Source organism: Halomonas sp. JS92-SW72, from assembly GCF_003547075.1.
Taxonomy (GTDB): domain Bacteria; phylum Pseudomonadota; class Gammaproteobacteria; order Pseudomonadales; family Halomonadaceae; genus Halomonas; species Halomonas alkalicola.
Genome location: NZ_CP032147.1, coordinates 3,962,451 through 3,980,215 on the forward strand (window position 1 = coordinate 3,962,451; position 17,765 = coordinate 3,980,215).

The following is a 17,765-nucleotide window of genomic DNA, read 5'->3' on the forward strand; positions in this document are numbered from 1 at the left end:
AGAGATAGCCTGAGTCCGCGTATCCTTGTGAACCTATCGTTGTGCTGCATCATGGCGACGGGCATGACCCAGCCCAGAGGGCCGATCAGGGCGGCACATTGAGTCATCATGGTTTGGCTCCCTCAGTGGTTTACCCAGGTCACGCCGTTGGGACCCTGGCCGGTGTCATGGCGGCTGATGACAGCGCCGGCTTCGAGGTCGATGACCGACAGGCTGTCGTCATACAGGCTGGTCACGAAGGCGAAGCGCCCGGAATCATCGACGCTGACACCGTGGGCACCGGCACCGACCTCATGGGTGGCCACCACCGCCAGGCTATCGAGCGCGATGACCGAGACCCGGTTGTCGGGCTCGGCTTCGCTGCCCTCGTTGGCCACCAGGATGTAGCGGCCATCCGGGGTGGCGTGTACCTGGATCGGCAACCGGCCCACCTCGATGCGCTCGACGACCTCACGGCGGTTGGTGTCGATGACGGCCACGCGGTTCTCGTCCCGTAATGAGACGAAGACCCGGGTTCCATCCGGGGTGAAGCCCACTTGCACGGGAGCCTGGCCGACCGGCAGGCGAGCGACCTCTTCCCGCGCCTCGATATCGATGATCGAGACGCTGCCATCCAGGACGTTGGCCACATAGAGCTCCTGGCCATCGGGACTCAGACGCAGTCCGTGGGGATACTCACCGGTGGCGATGGTCGCCACGCTCTCCTTTGCCTCCAGATCCACGACCGAGACGCTTTTGTCCCCCGCATTGGTGACGAAGGCGAACCGGCCTTCCCGGTCACTGACCACATGAGCCGGGTGGCTGCCCACCTCGATGCTGGCCAGGGGAGCGCCGCTCGGGTCATGGGAGGGGTAGAGCTTGAGCTTGCCGGGGGTATCACCGTGGGCATGGCCGCCGTCATGGCCGTGGTCGTCGGACGCCGGCTCCCCCACGGCCATCAGGTAGCGGCCGGAGTCGCTGATCTGAACGTTGTGGGGCGCGATGGCAATGGCGTGGGTGCTGATCTCATCGCTCGACAGGTTGATGTGGGTGAGAGAGGCGCCATGCTCATTGGCGGTAACCACCGTGCCCGTCGGTACCGCGTCGGCGAGTGTCGGCAGTGCGGAGAGGGACAGCCCAGCGGCCATCAGCCAGCCGAGGAGCCGATGGTTGCCGGTGAGCGGAAATGAGGACGGCAGGAATGCCTGGCGCGCCGTCGCGGCCGATGAAAAACGGATAGACATGATGAACTCCTGAGGAACGTAACCATAATGCGAACGGTGTCGCAGCGAACGGTGTCGCGGTTCGACGGAAGGGCCGTCTTCGTTCGCTCAGGCTCTGGGAGGACGTCTGGGAGTCAGCGGAGTCTGCGGGACCATCGCCATGGCAGTTGAGTTGGCCTGGCGTTGCGGACCCGCCACGGGCAGCAATGCCTGGCCCGTGGCGGTGGAACAGGTGACGCAGGATGAGGCGTCATGGTCGGCGCTGTGGCCGTTATCCGAATGGCCTTCACCCGACTGGCCGTTATCCGACATCCATTCGGTAGCGATACCGCAATCGCTGGGGTGGCTCTGTATGCCGCCGTGGCTCGTCAGCGTGACCATCGCCAACAGCAGCGCGAGCAGGAGGGCCAGCAGGCGACCTCCTGTACGCTGTGTTGATGATGTCCGAGTGAGCCGGTGCATGAGGAACTCCCTTGTGTCAGGCCTTCAGCATGCCTGCCTGTGGACAGGGTTGCATTGACCCCAGGCAATTTCCCGGGCGAATCGCGGAGTGGGAGTGAGGTCGTGGGTCATTCATCGTTTCGGTGACAGTGACGATGCATGAACAGGTGCAGGCCGAGACAGAGCCCCATCGGCAGCAGCAGTAGCCAGGTACCGGCACCGAAGGAGTTGCCGCGCCACAGCACGATGAGCATGGCCACGCCCATCAGCACCAGGCAAGCGGTCATCAGCCAGTGGTGACGGTTCATGTCGATTCTCCTTGCGGGTTCGTGCGGGTGAAGCGCCGCTTGAGCAGCAGCGAGTTGCCGATCACCGAGAGCGAGCTTGCCGTCATGGCGATCACGCCGATCATGGGGTGCAGCAGGCCCACGGCGGCGATGGGAATGGCGGCCACGTTGTAGCCGCTGGCCCAGATCAGGTTCTGCACGATCTTGCCGAAGGTAGCGCGGGAGAGGTGCATCGCCTCCACCACGCCGGTCAGCTCGCCGCGCACCAGGGTCACGTCGGCGGCCTCGATGGCCACGTCGGCCCCGGCGCCGATGGCGATACCCACGTTGGCCTGCTTCAGCGCCGCGGCGTCGTTGATGCCGTCGCCGACCATGGCCACGTGGTTACCGTGTTGCTTTTGCAGCGCGCGGATGGCGTCGACCTTGCCCTCGGGCAGCACGCCGGCCTGGACCTCGTCGATGCCGACCTCCTCGGCCACGGCGCGGGCGGCCCGCTCGTTGTCGCCGGTGATCATCACCACGTGCAGTCCCAGCGCGTGCATGCCGCGAATGGCCTCGACCGATTCCTCCTTGAGGGTATCGGCCACGGCCACGAGGCCGAGCGCCTGGCCGTCGGCGGCGACGATCACCACGGTGCGTCCCTTGCCCTCGAGCTTGCCCATGGCGTCATCCAGGGCGTCGAGGCCGGCCACGCCTTCCTCCTCGAGCAGCCGGCGATTGCCGATCAGCACCGTCTCGTCACCCACTCTGCCCGAGACGCCGCGGGCACCGGTGGAGCGAAACTCAGTGACGACCTCGGGTTCGATGCCGCGCTCTCGGGCGCCGTCGACGATGGCCCGGGCGATGGGGTGCTCGGAGGCGTTCTCCACGCTCGCGGCGAGGGTCAGCAGGTGCGTCTCCTCGATGCCCTCGGCGGTCACCGCCTCGGTGAGTTTCGGCTCCCCGCGGGTGATGGTGCCGGTCTTGTCGAGCACCATGACCTTGACGTCCTTGAAGGTCTGGATCGCCTCGCCCGAGCGGATCAGGATGCCACGCTCGGCACCGATGCCGGAGCCCACCATCAGCGCGGTGGGGGTGGCCAGGCCCAGGGCGCAGGGGCAGGCGATGACCAGCACCGCGACGGCGGCGAGCAAGGCCAGTGCCGGCGTGGTGGCGTCGGGGTTTACCCAGGGCAGGAAGGTCGCGCCCCAGTCGAGGATCGGGCGCAGGACGTCCGGAAACAGCGCCCAGGCGATGAGGCTGGCCAGCGATATCACCAGCACCGCCGGTACGAAGCGCCCGGTCATGCGGTCGGCGAACTCCTGGATCGGTACCCGGGAGCCCTGTGCCTGGTCGATCAGGCGGACGACCTGGGCGAGAAAGGTATCGCCGCCGACTCGGGTCGCCTTGACCCGCAGGCGCCCCTCCTTGTTGATGGTCGCGCCGATCACGCTGTCGCCGGTGCTCTTGTAAACGGGTATCGACTCGCCGGTGGCGATGGACTCGTCGAGATGGCTCTCGCCCTCGACCACTTCACCATCGGTGGGGATCTTGTCACCGGGACGCACCACCATGATGTCGCCGGGGGCCAGCTCTCTTACCGGCACCTCGACCTCCTCGCCGTCGCGCTCCACCCGGGCCGTCTTGGCGCCCAGGGTCAACAGGCGGCGGATGGCCTGGGAGGCGCGCCCCTTGGCCAGCGCCTCCAGGTAGCGGCCCAGCAGGTGGAAGGTCATGATGGTGGCAGCCATCTCGATGAACGACGTCATCGGAGTGATGAAACCCACCAGGCCGATCAGGTAGGGCGGCAGGCTGCCCATGGAGATCAACACGTCCATGTTGAAGGTGCCGTTCTTCAGCGAACGCCAGCTCGATCGGTGAGTGGCGGCGCCGCCATAGAGGAACACCACCGGAAAGGCGAGCAGGGCGACGATGGCCAGGTAGCCCGGGATTGGCTGCCAGAACATGTGTGGCATCATCAGCAGCATGATCAGGGTGGTGGGCACGGCGGCGATGATCAGGCGCTTGCGGGCCTGGGCGAGGTAGGCCTCTTCGATCTCGGCATCACCCTCGTTTGTTTCCTGCTCCTCCGTCTGCACTGCCGCCACGTCGTAGCCGGCGCCTTCCACTGCGCGCTTGAGCGCATCGCCATCGGGGCCATCGGCGGCGACGGTCACCGACACACGGTGGCTGGCGATGTTGGTGTCGATTCGATCGACACCCTCCAGCCGCTCCAGGGTGCTACGGATGATGCCGGCGCAGTGGTCCGAGCCCATGCCCGGCACCGTCAGGCGAATCTGTGGCTTGCCGGTGCCGCCGCTGACGGCGGCCACATCGTAGCCGGCGCCCTCGACGGCGGCCTTCAGGGTATCGCCATCGGGCCCGCTATCATCGAGGGTCACGCTGACATGGTGGTTGGCGATATTGGTCTGGATCTCGCTCACGCCATCGAGGCGCTCGAGGCCGTCCACGTAGGCCAGCTTGGTGGCCTCGATGCGCCGGTGCAGGGTCTCCACCGGGTCGCGTCCCTCCGGCCCCAGGCGCTCCAGCATGCCCAGCGCCTGCAGCACGATCAGGCCGCTGCCGTTCGGGGGAATCTCCCAGATGTCATGACCCTGGTAGCGCACGCTGATCGGGTCGACCCACTCCGGCGCGAAGCTCGCCAGGTCTTCCTTGCGCAGCAGGCCGCCGTGCTCGCGGAAGAAGGCGTCGATGCGCTCGGCCAGCTCGCCCTCGTAGAAGTCGCGCGCCTGAGTCTCGGCGATGCGGCGCAGGGTACGGGCATGGTCCGGCGCCGCCCAGCGCTCGCCCGGGCGCGGGGCGCGCCCCTCTGGGGCGAAGGTGTCGAACCAGGGCGCGAAGCTGGCATCGTCGTAGGCCGAGTAGCTGTGGAAGGCCTCGTCCCAGAGCTGGTGGATGACCGGCGAGACAGGAAAGCCCTCCTCGGCCAGGGCGATGGCCGGGGCCAGCAGCTCGGCGAAGGGCAGCCGACCGAAGCGCTCGGAGAGCGCCGCCCAGGCGGCCGGGGCACCCGGCACGGTGACCGGCAGCATGCCGTGGTTGGGGACGCTCTCGTGGCCGAGGGCCTTCATGGCCTCGATACTCGCCGCCTGGGGGGCCGGGCCGCTGGCGTTGAGGCCGTGCAGCTCGCCGTCCAGCCAGACGATGGCGAAGACATCGCTGCCGATGCCGTTGGAGGTGGGTTCCACCACGGTCAGCGCCGCGGCCGAGGCAATGGCGGCATCCACGGCGTTGCCGCCCCGCTGGAGGATGCTCATGCCCACCTGGGCGGCCAGCGGCTGGGAGGTGGCGACCATGCCACGGGTGCCGAAGGCGGCCATGCGCCGGGAGGGGCTGGGGTAGTAAAGCGCATCGTGTTGCATCGAAAGCTCCTTGAGTCGGGTCAGGCGTCGCCCTGCTGGGCCTTGAGCCGGTTGCGTTGGATCTTGCGGTCCTGGTAGAGCGAGAAGACGATCGACGCCACGGCCAGGGCCAGGAACAGCGCCGAGAGCGGTCGCGTCAGGAAGGTCATCCAGCTGTCGTCGAGTTCGAGGGCCCGGAACAGCTGGCGCTCGAGGTTGTTGCCCAGCACCACGCCGAGGATCAGCGGGGTCAGCGGCACCTCGGCCTTCCACAGCAGGTAGCCGAGCAGGCCGAAAATGAACAGCACCCAGATGTCGAAGAGGTTGTTGTTCAGGGCATAGGCGCCGATGGCGCAGAGCATCAGCACCACCGGCACCAGGACCTGCTGGGGAATCAGCGAGATCTTGGCGAACCAGCGCACCAGCATCAGCTGGCAGAGCACCATCACCACCGCGCCGATCAGCAGGCTGGCGTAGATGGCGCCCACCAGCACCGGGTTCTGCTCGAACATCAGCGGCCCCGGGGTGATGCCATGGAGGATCAGCACGCCCATCATGATCGCCATGGGCAGGTCGCCGGGTATCCCCAGCGCCAGGGTGGGCACGAAGGCGCCGCCGGCCACCGCGCTGTTGGAGGCCTCCGAGGCCACGATGCCGTCCGGGGTGCCCTTGCCGAAGCGCTCCGGGTGGCGCGAGAACTTCTTGGCCTGGTCGTAGCTGATGAAGTTGGCCACGGTGCCGCCGGTGCCGGGCAGGGCGCCCACCAGGCTGCCGATCAGCGAGGAGCGCAGGGTGTTGAGCTTCTGCCCCGCCATGTCCTTGAGGATGGTGCCGTAGGGGATGGCCACGTTGGTGTCGACGCTTCGAGCCCCCTGGGGGTCGTCGCGCAGCTTCTCGAGATTTCCCAGCAGCTGGGAGAAGGCGAAGATGCCGATCATCACCGGCAGGATCTCGAAGCCGGAGCTCAGCGCCGGGATGCCGAAGTCGAAGCGCAGGTTGCTGTTGCGGTCATAGCCCACCGTGGTGATCAGGAGCCCCAGGGCCGCCGCCAGCAGCCCCTTGAGCAGGGCGCCGTTGGAGAGCCCCGCCACCAGGGTGAGGGCGAAGATGATCAGCGCGGTGATCTCCCAGGGGCGGAAGTTCATGCTGAAGCTGGCGATCAGCGGGCCGAAGAAGACCAGGACCGCCACGCTGATCAGGGTGCCGAGGAAGGAAGCCGCCACCCCGATGCCGAGCGCCCGGCCGGGCTGGCCGTTCTGGGCCATCGGGTAGCCATCGTAGACGGTGGTGATCGAGGAGGGGGTACCGGGGATGCCGAGCATCACCCCCGAGACGATCCCGCCCGAGTAGCCGCCGACGAAGACGCCGACCATCAGCGAGACACCGCTCACCGGGTCCATGGCGAAGGTGAAGGGGAAGACCACCAGGATGGCCATGGTGACGGTGAAGCCGGGGATGCTGCCGCCGATGATGCCGAAGAGCACGCCGATCAGGATCAGCAGCAGCACCGAGGGGCTGCTGACCTGGCCGAGCGCTTGAAGAAAGAAGTCCGCCATGGGTCACTCCAGATCGTTCAGGGCAGCCAGACCCGCAGGCCGTAACGGAAGATCACGTAGACAAGGGGCACCAGGGTGAAGCTCACCCCGAGATTGAGGGCCCACTTGCGCCAGTGGTCCACGCCCAGCAACAGCGCCAGGGCGCTGACCATGAAGGCCAGGGTGCTGATGATGTAGCCCAGCAGCGGCAACAGCAGCGCATAGGCACCGAACAGGGCGAACAGCGACAGCACGATGCGATGGTGGGCGAGCCACTCCCGGAAGCGGCGTCTCGGCGCCTCCCGCGGGGGCGCGTCCTGGAACAGCGAGCGGATCAGGATCAGCAGGGCCAGCAGGCCGATCACCACCAGCAGGATGCGGGGGAACAGCGCCGAGCCGTAGGGCTGCCAGCTGGTCGGCGGACGGATGTGGCGCGTCTCCGCCAGCATGATGCCGGCGATCACCAGCATCACCAGGGCCAGGGCGCGGTCCTTGGTCAGGGTCAACATGGGCGTCTCTCCGGTGGCGCCGCCGGGCGGCGGCGCCACCACGGGCTCAGTTCTGGAAGTCGATGTTCTCGGCCGCGGCACTCAGGGCGGCCTCGTTCTCGTCCAGGAAGGCCTGGTACTCCTCGCCGGCGAGGAAGCGCACCACGGAGCCGAACTCGTTCTCGATGCGGCTGCGCACCGTCTCGTCCTCCAGCGCCTGGCCATAGGCCTCGGCGAGGGTGTCGAGGATCTCCTGGGGCGTCCCCTTGGGGGCGAAGATGCCGCGGCTGGTGGAGTGATCCATCTCGATGCCCAGCTCGCGCAGGGTCGCCACCTCCGGCAGGCCGTCGAGGCGCTCGGGATGCGCCACGCCCAGCGGGCGGAAGGTGCCGTCCTCGAAGAAGGCGCCGCCGGAGGGCAGGTTGAACATGGCGAAGTCGATCTCCTCGGCCAGCAGCGCCGAGACCTGCTCGCCGGTGTCCGGGTAGCCCACCAGGCGCACGTCGGCCATGTCGATGCCGGCCGCGTCGAAGAACTGCACCCAGAAGAAGTGGTCCGTGGAGCTCGGGATCATGCTGATCCGCACCCGGCCGGGGTTCTCGCGGATGTAGTCGGCGATCTCGTCGGCGGACTGCACCGGGTGGTTGGCATGGGCCGCCGGGATGTTGATCGTCTGGGTCAGCAGGGCGACGGGCTCGAAGGCGTCGTAGGAGTAGTCGACGGTGCCCGCCAGCTTGGAGAGGGCGATGGTGTCGTGGCTGCCCAGCAGCGTGTAGCCGTCGGGGCGCGCATCCTTGACGTTCCGGGAGCCCAGGGTAGCCCCGGCGCCGGCCATGTTGACCGGCACGATCGAGGTGCCGAGGTGGCCCTCGGCCTCCTGGGAGATCAGGCGGAAGATGATGTCGGTGGCACCGCCCGGGCCATAGGGGATGACCAGGCGGATGTCCTGTTCGGGGTAGTCGGCCTGGGCCGTACCGGTGAGGGCGAGGCCGGTAGCGAGGCCAATGGCGGCGAAGGTCTGGGTCAGTCTGGAACGCGTCATGTCGGACACCTTTGCTGTTGTGGTTTGGTGCAGTCACCGCTCGAGGCGGCGCTGGTGTGAGCGCGTGCTCCCGCTTGGGGTCTTGTTATGGGCCCGGCCTACCGGGCGGGTCGTTCGGGTCGGAGCCGAGGTCATCAGCCGAGGAAGAGCCCTCCATAGACGAGCGCCCCCAGCACCACGAAGGCGGGGTGGGCGCGGAAGCGAAGCAGGGCAATGGCGGCGGCGATGCCGATCACCAGGGTGTGGAGCAGGCCGGCGCCGTCGATGCCCTCCAGGAAGAAGCCGAGGGTCAGCCAGCCCATCATCAGCGCGATGACCGGGCGGACCCACTGGCTCATGCGCTTGACCCGAGGCGACTCCCGGTGGCGATAGAGCAGGCCCAGGGCGCCCAGCATCAGCAGCAGCGACGGCACCACCGTGGCCAGCACGGCCACCAGGGCGCCCCCTGCCCCGGCCACTTCGTAGCCGACCTGGCCGGCCATCTTGGTGGCGATGGGGCTCGGCAGGGCGTTGCCCAGGGCCCGTGACCCCAGTACCAGCATGCCCAAGCCCCCCAGCACATACGCCAGGTTGCACACCAGCCTGTCACCTTCCGCGCGAGGCTCCACGGGGCTCTCCGGCGAGGGCTCCCGACGACTCTGGCGGAACAGGAATATCAGGTAAGCGGCAAGTCCCACCACCAGCAGCCAGCCATCGACGCGCCCGACGCTGCCATCCAGCACCAGTAGCAGGACCAGCAACGAAAGGCCCACCATGAGCGGGATATCGAAGCGAATCAGCTGATGCGCCACGGTCAGCGGCACGATCAGCGCCGAGACGCCCAGAATGAACAGCACGTTGAACACGTTGCTGCCCACCACGTTACCCATGGCAATACCCGCCTGGCCATCGACGGCCGCCTTCAGGCTGACCGCCAACTCCGGCGAGCTGGTGCCGAAGGCCACGACCGTCAACCCGATGATCAGCGGCGACATGCCGAACCGGGTAGCCAGGCGAGAAGCGCCCCTGACCAGCCCCTCGGCCCCGATGATCAGCAGTAACAAAATGCCAAGACGGTTATACCCGCCTCCCAACGTCAAAATAACCTCATGGCGGCTCGTCGAGGCTACCATCGCCTGCTCAGATACGAGCACCGCGTTGTTGACGATCGTCACGCTGCTGGCGTGTTTACCCCTGGCCACCTGAATCTAAAATTACTAACAAACACAATCTACTGACAGCATTGATTCAGGGGTACCTTTTTTAAGCGATATAAAAGGGGCCCCTCCCCGGGGCCCCGTGATTAGGCTCTCCTCGCATCCGCTCGTCGGCTTTTATCCAAATTATAAAACACCAAATGTAAAAGTTTTCAGAGAGCTCCCCCTTTGGGGGGAGGAGCTCTCCGCTTTATCAAATCAATCACATTGGACCTCACCTGCGGTTCAGTCCCAGAGAGAGGCCCTTACAAGGAGCCTCTCTCTGCTGAATGCTCTATACCCTGAGCTCTCCGGAGTCCTTCATAGCCTGATGGCACAGAGGACTCCGATGAGCTATGGCTTGAAGGCTACAGCCTGATATCGATGCCTTGATGACGCCATGTCCATTTTGCCTTCGCAATGGACAGATCAGCGTCTCGCGGCAGCGCCGTAACCCTGCCATGCCAGGGAGACAACAGGTCGCACAGACCAGGCGCAGAGGGAAGCATATCGATGAGACGAGGCGTGCCTGAGGGGCGCCTGGATGGATTGACGGATCCGATGCTGGGGCTGACCGCGGTCGAGGCCGAGGCCCGCCTGGCTCGCTACGGCGCCAATGCCATCATCCCCGGCGTGCGCGAGGGCTGGCGGGCGACGCTGGCGGATACGCTGCGCGACCCCATGCTGTGGTTCCTGATCGCCACGGGCCTGCTGTTCGCGGCGGTCGGCCGCCATGGAGAGGCCCTGGTCATGCTGCTGGCCCTGGTGCCCCTGCTCGGCATGGACGCCTATCTGCACCGGCGTACCCAGGCGTCGGTGGAGGGCCTGAGCGGAAGGCTCGCCACCACGGTCAGGGTGGTGCGCGACGGCGTGGCGCAGACGGTGGCCGCCGAGGCACTGGTGCCGGGGGATCTCGCCCTGGTCCGCGCGGGGGAGTCCTTCCCCGCCGATGGCCTGCTGGTGGCGGGTGACGAGATGCAGGTGGATGAATCCACCCTCACCGGCGAATCCTGGCCGGTGCGCAAGCAGGTGCTGGAGGCCCTGCCGCCCGCCACCTCCCGAGCGGGGGTCGAGTCACCGTACTGGGGGCTCGCCGGCACCCGCCTGCTGACGGGGCAGGCCTGGCTTCGCGTGGTCCTGACCGGCGCCGAGACCCTCTACGGCGAGGTCGTCCGTTCGGCCGTGGCGGGCACCCATGCCCGCACTCCCCTGCAGCAGTCGGTCGCCCAGCTCGTCCGGGTGCTGGTGGTCGTGGCGCTTATCTTCTGCCTGGTCCTGGCCGGGCTGCGCTACCAGCAGGGCCATGGCCTGCTGGATGCCCTGATCAGCGCTCTGACCCTGGCCATCGCCGCCCTGCCCGAGGAGTTTCCGGTGGTGCTGACCTTCTTCCTCGGCGTCGGGGTCTATCGGCTCGCCCGGCGGCGTGCCCTGGTGCGGCGTGCGGTGGTGGTGGAGAACATCGGGCGCGTCACCTGCATCTGCTCGGACAAGACCGGCACCCTCACCGAGGGGCGCCTGATCCTGTCACACCTGCACCCGGCGCCGGGGCTGAGCGACGCGCACCTCCGCCAGCTGGCAGCAGCGGCCTCCCAGGAGGACAACGGCGACCCGCTGGATGAGGCGGTGCTCGCCGGCCATGGCCTTCAGGGCGAGAATCGGGTGGTGGCCCGCTTCCCGTTCACGGAGGCGCGTCGCAAGGCGTCCGTGGTGCGGGAAGGCGAGGGAGGCCTGCGGGTGGCGGTCAAGGGCGCCCCGGAGGTGGTGTTCGGGCTCTGCTCGCTGGTGGAAGCGGAGCGGCAAGTCTGGCATGACGACATGGAGACGTTCAGCGCCGGCGGCCACAAGGTGATCGCCTGTGCCTATCGCGACCTGTCGCCGGATGGCTGGCAGGGCGAGGAACCGAGCGACGGGTTCAGGATGGCCGGCCTGCTGGCCTTCGAGGACCCCGTGCGTGAGGGGGTGCCCGACGCCGTGGCGGCCTGCCGAGCGGCGGGCATTCGGGTCATCATGGTGACCGGGGACCATGCCGGTACGGCCCTGGCCATCGCCAGGGAGGCGGGCATCGGCGGCGCGCAGCCCCGGGTGATCACCGGAGACGACCTGGCGGCACGGCTCGAACACGACGGCCGCCTGCCCGAGGGCATCGATGTCGTGGCGCGCACCCTGCCGGGGCAGAAGCTGGCCCTGGTCCGCGCGCTGCAGGCCCAGGGAGAGATCGTCGCGGTGACCGGCGACGGGGTCAATGATGTCCCGGCGCTGCAGGCCGCCGACATAGGCATCGCCATGGGGGAACGTGGGACCCGGATCGCCAGGGAAGTCTCCTCCATCGTGCTGCTGGACGACAACTTCGGGAGCATCGCCGGAGCCATCGCCGAGGGGCGCCGCCTGTTCACCAACCTGCAGCTCTGCTTCCTGTACCTGCTGATGGTGCACATCCCGCTGGTGATGACCGCCGCCCTGATCCCGATGCTGGGTTACCCTCTGCTCTACCTGCCGATCCACATCGTCTGGCTGGAACTGATCATGCACCCCACCGCGCTGCTGGTGTTCCAGAACCTGCCGACCTCAGCAGCGCTGGGGCAGTCCCCCTCGCGGAGCGACAGGCCCCGCTTCTTCACGCCACGGCTGTGGGGAGCGCTGCTGGTGGTAGGAACGGCCGCGACCGCCGGGGTCACGGGGCTCTATCTCTACAGCCTCGGGGCCGACTACGCCGTCGAGCATGCCCGCAGCGTGGCGCTGATGGCGCTGATCCTCACCGGGGCCGGCATCACCGCGGTCCTTAGCCGCCTGCGCAGCACGAGCGCCTGGACCATGGTGGTCGCCGCCCCGCTGCTGTCGGCGGTGATGATCCACCTGCCCGGCCTGGGCTCGCTACTCGGCCTGCAGCCGCCCCATGTTGAGGACTGGCTGATGGTGCTGGGCGGCAGCGGGGTCATCACCCTGCTGGCCTGGGTGGGCCAGCGGCGGCGGCCATCACGCGCCTGAGCCAGTGAGGTCAATCCTCCAGCTCGATCTCCGTGGCGATATGGCGACCATCGCGATACTCGAAGTCGACCTCGACGCGCTGGCCTACCTCCAGATCCTCGAAGCGGCGCAGCCCGTCATCGTAGTCGGTGCGATCTGAGACCTCGAAAGTGATGCCCTGGACCATGAGGGTCCGGTTCGTGGGATCCACCGCCTCGATGTGGCCCTCGACCTCGTTGGCGTGGGCGGTAACGGCAAAGGTGGACAGCGCTATCGTTGCCAGCCGGGTGCGAAGCTTCATGATGGGGGTCTCCACAGTTCGATGGTACGGGCTCAAGGTGCCTGATCAGCGGTCCGCGACAGGCATGGCCAGCAACATTATAGCGAGGGGAAGGGTAGGACGACGGTGGTGATTGATAGGCCTTCTGGTGAGCTGGCCCACTACCCTTCCGCCACCGCCAGCTCGTCTGTCTTGTGTCAGCCGCCGATCTGGGTGCCTCTCTCCCGAGCGACGTGCTGCGCATCGATCACGTAGCCTGGCGCTCACCCTGCCAATGAGCCCGGTTTCGTCCCGCCCCCTTAGCGGCATAAAGCCCTCGGTCAGCACGCCTTATGGCAGGCTTCAGTGAGTTTTCAGCCCTACTGACCAGGGTCACACCCAATGAGGCGGAGTAGGCCAGCAGCCCTCCGTCGATCACCTCGTGCCCAACCTGGTACCAAAGCCTTCGGCTGTGCGCATTTCCTGATGCTCATGTCCTGTCTTGGCGCCATGACCGGCATGCTTGCCGTGTCCATGATCGCTGGTCGCCATCGCAGGTAGCGCCACCATACCATGGACCACGCTCGAAGCGACGCCCGCTCTCCTCACCATCGTCAGCGACCAGCACCCCTTGGATAATCATGAGGGCAGAAAATACCACGAGCAGCCACCCGACGATGGTCGGCAGCCAGCGCGGCGACATCATCGGATTCTGCAGAATCGGCGGCTCACCAATGTGATTGGGAATCAAATACAGTAAAAGCAGCAGCGAAAAGCACAGCAGCAGCACCCCGGCGACCACATCCAAGGGATCTTTGACCAGCATGCGGTGGGAAGGGTGAGATTTCGTCATCGGGAGAACCCTCTAGACGTGTAAATACTCCGCATGGAAACCACTGAGGCGAGGGCAACGTGCCCTCGCCTCACCATACCGTGACAGAAAAGTGACTTACTCCTGGCGAATACCGGCTTCACCCGCCACTTCGTCCCAGCGAGCAACCTCATCGGCGACAAAGGCCTTGAAATCGTCGCCAGCAACAGTCCCCTTCTCCCCTCCCAGCTGCTCTACGAAGCTGGTGAACTCCTCACGCTCCATCACTTGTTGGAGCGCTTCCTGCATCGTGGCGAAAGCCTCATCAGGGAAGGAGTTGTGAGCGATCAGGCCAAACCAGGCGGTGGTGACAAACTGATCAAGGTTATGATCACCAATCTCTTTCAGAGTCGGCACATCGGGGAGATACTCCGAACGCTCTTCGGAGGTCACAGCCAGTGCCCTGAGGTCACCGGTCTGGATGTGAGAGAACACCGTGGGCATGTTCTCGAAGGAGACGTCAACGTCCCCACCGAGCAGAGCCGGCAATGCCGCGCCGCTGCCAGCAAACGGCACGTGAGTCATATTCGAGCCTGTGAGCGTCTTGAACAGCTCACCAGACATATGAATAGAGCTGCCTACACCACTGCTGCTGAAAGACATGTTCTGGTCTTGAGCAGCCTCGATGAACTCCGCCACGCTCTCGTACGGGCTGTTGGCTGGAACCACCATGACATTCGGGATATCCAGCATATTCTGGATAAACACAAAGTCCTCAACCGGATCGTAGGTCAGGTTGGGGTAGATGGCAGCACCAATGGTGTGGCCGGGTGAGGCCATCAGGATAGTATGGTCCGCATCGCGACCACCGCGGGCCAAGCGCCCAGTCGCCACAGTAGAGCCAGCCCCGGGGCGGTTTTCTACCACCACGTTAGCGTTAATTTCATCCTTCAGCAGGTCAGCTACACGCCGCGAGAGAACATCGGTGGTTCCGCCTGGAGCGTAGGGCACGATCAGACGCACATCCTTGGTTGGCCAGTCCTGTGCATGCGCAGCGGACACAGAGAGAGTAAGAGCCACTGCGCCACTGCATGTGGCGGCACACAGGACATTTAAAAGCTTCTTCATGATCAACTCCTAGAGGAGGTGGTTTCTCCCGGCAAATGTTCGCCATGCGAACACTCATTCGCTAAATGCACTACCCAGCCTACTGGCATCATTCTTACACCACATATTCAACTTTGGTTTTACGCCAACAGCGTAGGCCGCGAGCCTGTGACATTGATCAACGCTGACACTTCCCGCCCGCCACGCTTCGCGCTTTGGGCGAGGGTTCCATCGCTGCAGGAGGCCGGCCTTCCCCGTGCCGCTGCCACCCTCGAGCTCGCTCGAGAGTTTTGTGTGCGCCGCGAGGAGGCAGTCAAAGCCAACCTGGACCGTTGGGCGCGAGAAGCCGCTTGCCATGACCAACATGGCAACTCGTCCGTCAGCGTCCAGGAGGATACCAAGGGCGGCAGAGACGTCGATCGCTGGATCCCGGTCGGCGAGGCACACCGCCAAGCCCTAGCCAATGCCCTCGCTGCCCGTCCCGCGGGCAGCGCCAACCTGATAGCACCCCATGAGACCTACGCTCAGCTTGCCATCAGCCGCGGCGGCGAGATCACTCAAGGCCGCGACATCCTCAAGTACCACGGCCTGCCGGGCTACCACGATTCGCGCGCAGCCTATGCCTGCGAGCGCTATGAGCAAATCACCGGCCTCCCCGCCCCGGCCGTGGCCGGTGAGCGGTTGGCACCCAAAGACGACGACCTCAAGGCACGCCTCGCCATCTCCAAAGAGCTCGGCCACGGCCGGGTCGATGTGTTGGTCAGTTATGTCGGGAGTGTCAAGGGACACCAGAAAGTGACCCCTTGGGGCCTGCAGCCACGCTTCCAGGCCATCAAGCGATTTGGTGCGTTGCGGGATCGCGTAGGGCGCCCAGCCGCCCTGGCGCAGATAACGTTTGACGTTGTTCCTGCTGACACCGAGTTGATCGGCGATGCGCTGAGTGCCCCAGCCACAGGCCTTCAGGCGCAGCATGGCGGCGTCATCCTCCGGGCTCTGCATCGGTTCCCCTCGTACCTGAGTGTGGGGAACGTTATATCCGGGTTGCTGCATGAATGGACCCTCCAGGTGAGCTCACTGAGGGGTCAGTTTTCCGTGTCGCCTGACAGGGAGCAGCCGATGACCATCGCACAGCCCACCCGTATCGAGCTCCTGCTGCGCCGCGCCCAACCCGGTAAACACGGCGGCGTGAAAGCTCACATCCCGCGCGGCCAACGCATTGCCCGGGCCATCGAAGAACGCTGGGGCATCCGCTAGCCGTACCAGTGGAGCGTCAAGCACCTGCAGTGGGCGCTCAAGACCGGTGTCGCCAATCTGGCGCAGGCCAGCCAGTACGATTACTGGAAAACGGCCTCCGTGCTCGCCGCAGCGTTGGGTCACTGGCCGGACTGGGAGCCGCACCTGCGCGGGCCCTGGACGCGCACCACCCCCTCCCCCGGTCCTCGCCCGGGCGCCCCCGGGGGCCGCCCGCGCGAGCTGGCACACTCCCGGCCCTCGGAGCGTAAACGAGGGAGCTTGATAATAGGACAAGACCTATATAGCCTATTGCCTATACAGACCGGAGGGACCCCATGTGGTCGATCGAGCAGACAGAGCGATTCGAGGCTTGGGACCACGCGCTGGATGCCGCCGACCGCGAGAATGTCCTGGCCGCACTCCTGCTCCTGCAGGAACGCGGCCTGATGCTGGCCCGACCGCATGCTGAGAGGTGAGGTGACCCCCGTGGCACACAAGCTGGAAGACATAATCGCCAACGAGAAACACGAGATCGTGGCAGCGGCCCAGGCCAAGGCCGATGACATGTTCCTCGAGTTGCGGCTCGCCGAGCTGCGGCAGCTGGTCGACATGACCCAGGCGCAGATGGCCGAGGCGATGGGCGTCAAACAGCCCACCATCGCCGGACTGGAGAGAGCCGGCCAGGACCTTCGCCTGAGCTCCCTCAAGCGCTATGTCGAGGCGATCGGCGGCCGTGTCCGCCTGGATGTCGAACTCCCCGACGGCAGCCATCACGGCTTCTCGGTCTGAGTGATACGGACCGGGTTCCCCGCGCCTTCCAGGGAGTTATCGTCAGATCTGGTGGATGGCGATCAGGCCGCATTCCTGTCTGATTGATCAACTCCTTGCTCTCCGTCCTGGAACTTGACGTTGCTGACGACCAGTTCCAGCTTCTGGAAGTGCTTGATCCTCCTCCATCGCTTCTTCGCGCTCTGGAGCAGCTTGAAGACCATCGCCAGGGTCGTCGCCCGGGAGCCGCAGTTCCGGCTCCGCTTGGTCCTCAGACGGACCGTGGCGAAGGTCGACTCGATCGGGTTGGTGGTGCGGATATCCACCCATAATCTTGCATGGCGTGTCAGGCCGCTGATGCGACGCCAGGTGTCGTTTCCGTGTGGTAGGCCCCAAGTGATGATCGGGTCATGCCGACCTGACGGTGTCGGGAAAGCGTCAAGGGAGCGCAACGGCCGCGCCTTGTTTGAGGCAGCGCTGCCTGACGCGAATCGAGCAGCGGCTGACTGCCGATGGCGACGGGTATGTGGCGGATCGCGGTCGGTGATACGCGCAAGGGGACCTGAGTGCGGTTAGCCCTGGGTCTTGCGGGGGCGCCCTCCCTTGGCGCCGTTAGCCCTGGCCGCGAGGCGTTTGGCATCGCTGCGGCTACGGCCGCCGACGGCCCCTAGCTGACGGGCCATCCACTGCCGACTGCCGAATTGTCCTTCCAACAGCGCGGGGACGTACGCATCGGCGTCCAACTGCGGCCAGTGCAGGCCAAGCCCGGAGGAGGAGATCTCGATCTCGGCCAGGGCGTCCGGCGTGGCATCGGCGAGGCCTTCGACCAGGGCCGGCGGGATGGCGAGCTCCAGGCCGCTGTGTAGGCGAACGATCACGCGCTTGGTCCGCCGGTCATAGCGAGCGGATACCGCGTGGGCATGGTCGCGCTCAGCGCTCATGTGGGCTTCGGCTTGCTGCCGGGCGTCATGAGTTATTGTCAAATCCTGTGTACGGCAAGTCAGGCGGCAGTCCTGTCTGTGGCAGGCCAAGCGACCAGAGTTATTTACCAAGCGGGTAATCAATCACACGGGACCCGACATGTAACTGGGATAGCTTTCCTGAGCTTGTTG

Annotated in this window: 15 protein-coding genes and 3 pseudogenes; 4 read left to right on the forward strand and 14 right to left on the reverse strand. The window is 65.9% G+C overall.

Annotation, left to right across the window (positions count from 1 at the left end; genetic code table 11):
- Positions 1 to 122 precede the first annotated feature (122 nt).
- From D1793_RS18725 to D1793_RS19935, 9 genes and pseudogenes are all read right to left on the reverse strand, one after another.
- Complete coding sequence (locus D1793_RS18725; RefSeq protein WP_205527583.1) at positions 123 to 1,223, reverse strand: YncE family protein; 1,101 nt, start codon at positions 1,221 to 1,223, stop codon at positions 123 to 125.
- Positions 1,224 to 1,310: 87 nt separating this feature from the next.
- Positions 1,311 to 1,664, reverse strand: coding sequence for a DUF2946 family protein (locus D1793_RS19605; protein WP_162900029.1), 354 nt, complete (start codon positions 1,662 to 1,664; stop codon positions 1,311 to 1,313).
- Positions 1,665 to 1,771: 107 nt separating this feature from the next.
- The gene (locus D1793_RS18735; RefSeq protein WP_119023452.1) at positions 1,772 to 1,951 is read right to left on the reverse strand and encodes a hypothetical protein; all 180 of its coding nucleotides are present in this window, start codon (positions 1,949 to 1,951) and stop codon (positions 1,772 to 1,774) included.
- Positions 1,948 to 5,292 (reverse strand): heavy metal translocating P-type ATPase, encoded by a 3,345-nt coding sequence (locus tag D1793_RS18740; RefSeq protein ID WP_240407727.1) that lies wholly within the window; start codon positions 5,290 to 5,292, stop codon positions 1,948 to 1,950. The genes D1793_RS18735 and D1793_RS18740 overlap by 4 nt, the downstream gene beginning before the upstream one ends.
- A gap of 20 nt (positions 5,293 to 5,312) precedes the next feature.
- Entirely contained in the window at positions 5,313 to 6,827 is a 1,515-nt protein-coding gene (locus D1793_RS18745; RefSeq protein WP_119023453.1) for a tripartite tricarboxylate transporter permease, read from the reverse strand.
- 17 nt (positions 6,828 to 6,844) lie between these two features.
- Entirely contained in the window at positions 6,845 to 7,315 is a 471-nt protein-coding gene (locus D1793_RS18750; protein WP_119023454.1) for a tripartite tricarboxylate transporter TctB family protein, read from the reverse strand.
- A gap of 46 nt (positions 7,316 to 7,361) precedes the next feature.
- Positions 7,362 to 8,336: a tripartite tricarboxylate transporter substrate binding protein gene (locus tag D1793_RS18755; protein ID WP_119023455.1), complete on the reverse strand. Its 975-nt coding sequence runs from the start codon at positions 8,334 to 8,336 to the stop codon at positions 7,362 to 7,364.
- Positions 8,337 to 8,470: 134 nt separating this feature from the next.
- Positions 8,471 to 8,857 (reverse strand): annotated as a pseudogene (locus D1793_RS19930) (chromate transporter); the annotation flags it as partial.
- 135 nt (positions 8,858 to 8,992) lie between these two features.
- Positions 8,993 to 9,448, reverse strand: a pseudogene (locus tag D1793_RS19935) (sodium:calcium antiporter); the annotation flags it as partial.
- Between the two features lie 576 nt (positions 9,449 to 10,024).
- Here D1793_RS19935 and D1793_RS18765 point away from each other — a divergent pair.
- Positions 10,025 to 12,496: a cation-transporting P-type ATPase gene (locus tag D1793_RS18765; RefSeq protein ID WP_119023456.1), complete on the forward strand. Its 2,472-nt coding sequence runs from the start codon at positions 10,025 to 10,027 to the stop codon at positions 12,494 to 12,496.
- 10 nt (positions 12,497 to 12,506) lie between these two features.
- Here the strand turns inward: D1793_RS18765 and D1793_RS18770 are convergent, their stop codons facing one another.
- The 3 genes from D1793_RS18770 to D1793_RS18780 all read right to left on the reverse strand — a co-directional run bounded on the left by D1793_RS18770 (position 12,507) and on the right by D1793_RS18780 (position 14,673).
- The gene (locus D1793_RS18770) at positions 12,507 to 12,776 is read right to left on the reverse strand and encodes a DUF5666 domain-containing protein (protein ID WP_119023457.1); all 270 of its coding nucleotides are present in this window, start codon (positions 12,774 to 12,776) and stop codon (positions 12,507 to 12,509) included.
- Positions 12,777 to 13,224: 448 nt separating this feature from the next.
- Positions 13,225 to 13,587, reverse strand: a complete 363-nt coding sequence (locus D1793_RS19750) for a tripartite tricarboxylate transporter TctB family protein (protein WP_205527585.1) — start codon at positions 13,585 to 13,587, stop codon at positions 13,225 to 13,227.
- 96 nt (positions 13,588 to 13,683) lie between these two features.
- A complete protein-coding gene (locus tag D1793_RS18780) occupies positions 13,684 to 14,673 on the reverse strand; it encodes a tripartite tricarboxylate transporter substrate binding protein (protein ID WP_119023458.1) in 990 nt (329 codons plus the stop codon).
- A gap of 147 nt (positions 14,674 to 14,820) precedes the next feature.
- On the opposite strand from D1793_RS18780, the gene D1793_RS18785 reads away from it, so the two are divergent.
- From D1793_RS18785 to D1793_RS18795, 3 genes are all read left to right on the forward strand, one after another.
- Positions 14,821 to 15,906, forward strand: coding sequence for an integrase domain-containing protein (locus tag D1793_RS18785; protein ID WP_276110629.1), 1,086 nt, complete (start codon positions 14,821 to 14,823; stop codon positions 15,904 to 15,906).
- Positions 15,907 to 16,220: 314 nt separating this feature from the next.
- On the forward strand, positions 16,221 to 16,361 hold the full coding sequence (locus D1793_RS18790; RefSeq protein ID WP_205527586.1) for a hypothetical protein: 141 nt from the start codon (positions 16,221 to 16,223) through the stop codon (positions 16,359 to 16,361).
- Between the two features lie 10 nt (positions 16,362 to 16,371).
- On the forward strand, positions 16,372 to 16,674 hold the full coding sequence (locus tag D1793_RS18795; protein ID WP_119023757.1) for a helix-turn-helix domain-containing protein: 303 nt from the start codon (positions 16,372 to 16,374) through the stop codon (positions 16,672 to 16,674).
- Between the two features lie 62 nt (positions 16,675 to 16,736).
- Here the strand turns inward: D1793_RS18795 and D1793_RS18800 are convergent.
- Positions 16,737 to 16,982: pseudogene (locus D1793_RS18800) on the reverse strand (IS256 family transposase); the annotation flags it as partial.
- A 243-nt stretch (positions 16,983 to 17,225) separates the two neighbouring features.
- On the reverse strand, positions 17,226 to 17,594 hold the full coding sequence (locus D1793_RS18805) for a DUF2442 domain-containing protein (protein WP_119023460.1): 369 nt from the start codon (positions 17,592 to 17,594) through the stop codon (positions 17,226 to 17,228).
- Between the last annotated feature and the right edge of the window lie 171 nt (positions 17,595 to 17,765).

Excerpts from the sequence above, each read along its gene's own strand:
- D1793_RS18780 (WP_119023458.1), bottom strand. The coding sequence starts at position 14,673 with ATGAAGAAGCTTTTAAATGTCCTGTGTGCCGCCACATGCAGTGGCGCA.
- D1793_RS18750 (WP_119023454.1), bottom strand. The coding sequence starts at position 7,315 with ATGTTGACCCTGACCAAGGACCGCGCCCTGGCCCTGGTGATGCTGGTG.
- D1793_RS18755 (WP_119023455.1), bottom strand. The coding sequence starts at position 8,336 with ATGACGCGTTCCAGACTGACCCAGACCTTCGCCGCCATTGGCCTCGCT.
- D1793_RS18765 (WP_119023456.1), top strand. The coding sequence starts at position 10,025 with ATGAGACGAGGCGTGCCTGAGGGGCGCCTGGATGGATTGACGGATCCG.
- D1793_RS18745 (WP_119023453.1), bottom strand. The coding sequence starts at position 6,827 with ATGGCGGACTTCTTTCTTCAAGCGCTCGGCCAGGTCAGCAGCCCCTCG.
- D1793_RS18735 (WP_119023452.1), bottom strand. The coding sequence starts at position 1,951 with ATGAACCGTCACCACTGGCTGATGACCGCTTGCCTGGTGCTGATGGGC.
- D1793_RS18725 (WP_205527583.1), bottom strand. The coding sequence starts at position 1,223 with ATGTCTATCCGTTTTTCATCGGCCGCGACGGCGCGCCAGGCATTCCTG.
- D1793_RS18790 (WP_205527586.1), top strand. The coding sequence starts at position 16,221 with ATGTGGTCGATCGAGCAGACAGAGCGATTCGAGGCTTGGGACCACGCG.
- D1793_RS18740 (WP_240407727.1), bottom strand. The coding sequence starts at position 5,292 with ATGCAACACGATGCGCTTTACTACCCCAGCCCCTCCCGGCGCATGGCC.
- D1793_RS18805 (WP_119023460.1), bottom strand. The coding sequence starts at position 17,594 with ATGAGCGCTGAGCGCGACCATGCCCACGCGGTATCCGCTCGCTATGAC.
- D1793_RS18770 (WP_119023457.1), bottom strand. The coding sequence starts at position 12,776 with ATGAAGCTTCGCACCCGGCTGGCAACGATAGCGCTGTCCACCTTTGCC.
- D1793_RS19605 (WP_162900029.1), bottom strand. The coding sequence starts at position 1,664 with ATGCACCGGCTCACTCGGACATCATCAACACAGCGTACAGGAGGTCGC.
- D1793_RS19750 (WP_205527585.1), bottom strand. The coding sequence starts at position 13,587 with ATGACGAAATCTCACCCTTCCCACCGCATGCTGGTCAAAGATCCCTTG.